Origin of the sequence: Vibrio sp. Vb1755 (assembly GCF_033338635.1) — a bacterium.
GTDB lineage: Bacteria > Pseudomonadota > Gammaproteobacteria > Enterobacterales > Vibrionaceae > Vibrio > Vibrio alginolyticus.
This window is the reverse complement of sequence record NZ_JAWOTA010000090.1, coordinates 1-1,658: the sequence shown is the minus strand read 5'-3', so window position 1 is coordinate 1,658 and position 1,658 is coordinate 1. Positions and strand designations below refer to the sequence as shown.

Annotated in this window: 2 protein-coding genes and 2 pseudogenes; all 4 read right to left on the bottom strand. The window is 48.1% G+C overall.

Annotated elements, in window-relative coordinates; all coding sequences use genetic code 11:
- Positions 1 to 282: pseudogene (locus tag R7E00_RS22830) on the bottom strand (type II secretion system protein GspK); the annotation flags it as partial.
- Positions 275 to 958: a type II secretion system minor pseudopilin GspJ gene (gene gspJ / locus R7E00_RS22825; RefSeq protein WP_020904375.1), complete on the bottom strand. Its 684-nt coding sequence runs from the start codon at positions 956 to 958 to the stop codon at positions 275 to 277. The gene gspJ and the pseudogene R7E00_RS22830, both read right to left, overlap by 8 nt.
- Entirely contained in the window at positions 945 to 1,334 is a 390-nt protein-coding gene (gene gspI, locus R7E00_RS22820) for a type II secretion system minor pseudopilin GspI (RefSeq protein ID WP_005478722.1), read from the bottom strand. The genes gspJ and gspI overlap by 14 nt, the downstream gene beginning before the upstream one ends.
- Positions 1,321 to 1,658 (bottom strand): annotated as a pseudogene (locus tag R7E00_RS22815) (type II secretion system protein GspH); the annotation flags it as partial. The pseudogene R7E00_RS22815 and the gene gspI, both read right to left, overlap by 14 nt.

The window sequence follows — 1,658 nt, the reverse complement described above, 5'->3', positions numbered from 1 at the left end:
TCCTGCAGCTTGACCATAGTCCAATGGGTACACTTGTTCTTTAATCGCCCAAGGTTGGCTGAGGTTGATGGTATCGCTGTCTTTGTAGCTCTGCTCGATACCCACTTCAGCCAAGGCTTCAACACCAACACTGTACCAATATGCTTGCTGGTAATGGATTTGGTTTGAACCGCGCTGAAACTGCAAAAACAAACGTTCAGACATGGTGGCAGCAATGGTCGCCATAATCGCCAACAACATCAGTACAATAATCAAAGCAACACCACGCTGACGATTAGCCATTGTTGTTGCCCTCCGATGCTTTGTTTCTTTCACTTTCTGCAAGCTTGCCATCTGGCGTTAGATACGTGCGCGCAATTTCACCGTAATCCTTCAACTTCAAGACAACTGAGACAGCTTTCGGCAACTCTTTATTGCTGTCCCACTCTTTCTTCCACTGTTTACCGTCATAAAAACGCATGTCGAAAGATTCCACCTGCGTCAGCAACGGAGTGACAATGCCTTCCTGCCCAACTGGGGTATCTGGATAACGCCACCAAACACGCTGCAAGGTTTCTTCTTTAACGCGATAGCCCACTTTAGTCACTTCACCACGCGGGAACTGTTGCTGCGGGTTATGCCACCCCACACGTGCAAACATTAGGCCTTTCGCGTCGGAATCGAGTAAATAATCCGACCAAAAGATCAGTTGCCCGGCAGGGTCTTCGCCGTTGGTACGCGTTTGACGCAATGCCATTTGGCGGAAGTCGTTATCCATCATCACCATGGCGCGTTGCAGTTCATTCAAACGCTGAGTTCGCTCTTGCGACAACTCGTTACTGCGCTGAACTTGCGACACCACTTGGTATGCCGCCACGCTCAAACTGGCAAAGATTGCTATCGACACCAGCACTTCAATGAGTGTAAAACCTTTTGCTGTACGGCGCTTATTTGCGCGATTGGGATTACTGCGCCACATAGCTTCTTACCGTAACAACTGGACTCGCGTTTTTCGCGGTCGCGACACTTACATCAAATGCTTTCAGCAATGGCTGCGTGGTGGCTACAGGCGTGACTTTCCAATACCATGTACGCCCTGCTAGCTCTTCGGTACCATTCTTGGCTTTCAGCGCGCCAGTATCTAGCATCACATTCGCCATTTGGTTATCCACAACCATTGCTGCAAACATCTTTTCTTCTAAGTAGCTGACTGTGTTGATGTGTTGACTCACTGAGCGAATCACACTGATCGCCGCGGTGGCAAAAATAGCCAGTGCAACCAACACTTCAAGCAACGTCATCCCTCGCACTCGGCGACGGTTTAAGTTTGGTTGAGTTTGCTTAAAATTGCGCATTCGCATCCTCTTCCACTTCTTCACCTGGCGCTACCAACAGAATTTGCCCACTCTCTTTTCCGATCACTCGCCAACCATCGTTAAACGCATCGCCTTTTTGTGGAAAAAAAGACAAGGTAAACGGCGTGACTTCTGCGCTCGAGAAAATGAAGACTTGCGGTGGTTTCACTTTCTTTTCTTCAGTTTCGTCGGCAAACATGTCTTCAAACAGTGAACTCGGCTCAAACAAACGATCGTCTTTATCCCAAGCACCGCCACCTAGATCCAATTGCAATGCAATGTCATCTTCTAATTTGGTTTTGCTTGGAATTTGCTTCATTTCTA

What these genes read in the sequence shown, in the direction of transcription:
- gspJ (WP_020904375.1), bottom strand. Translation starts at nt 958, where the DNA reads ATGTGGCGCAGTAATCCCAATCGCGCAAATAAGCGCCGTACAGCAAAA.
- gspI (WP_005478722.1), bottom strand. Translation starts at nt 1,334, where the DNA reads ATGCGCAATTTTAAGCAAACTCAACCAAACTTAAACCGTCGCCGAGTG.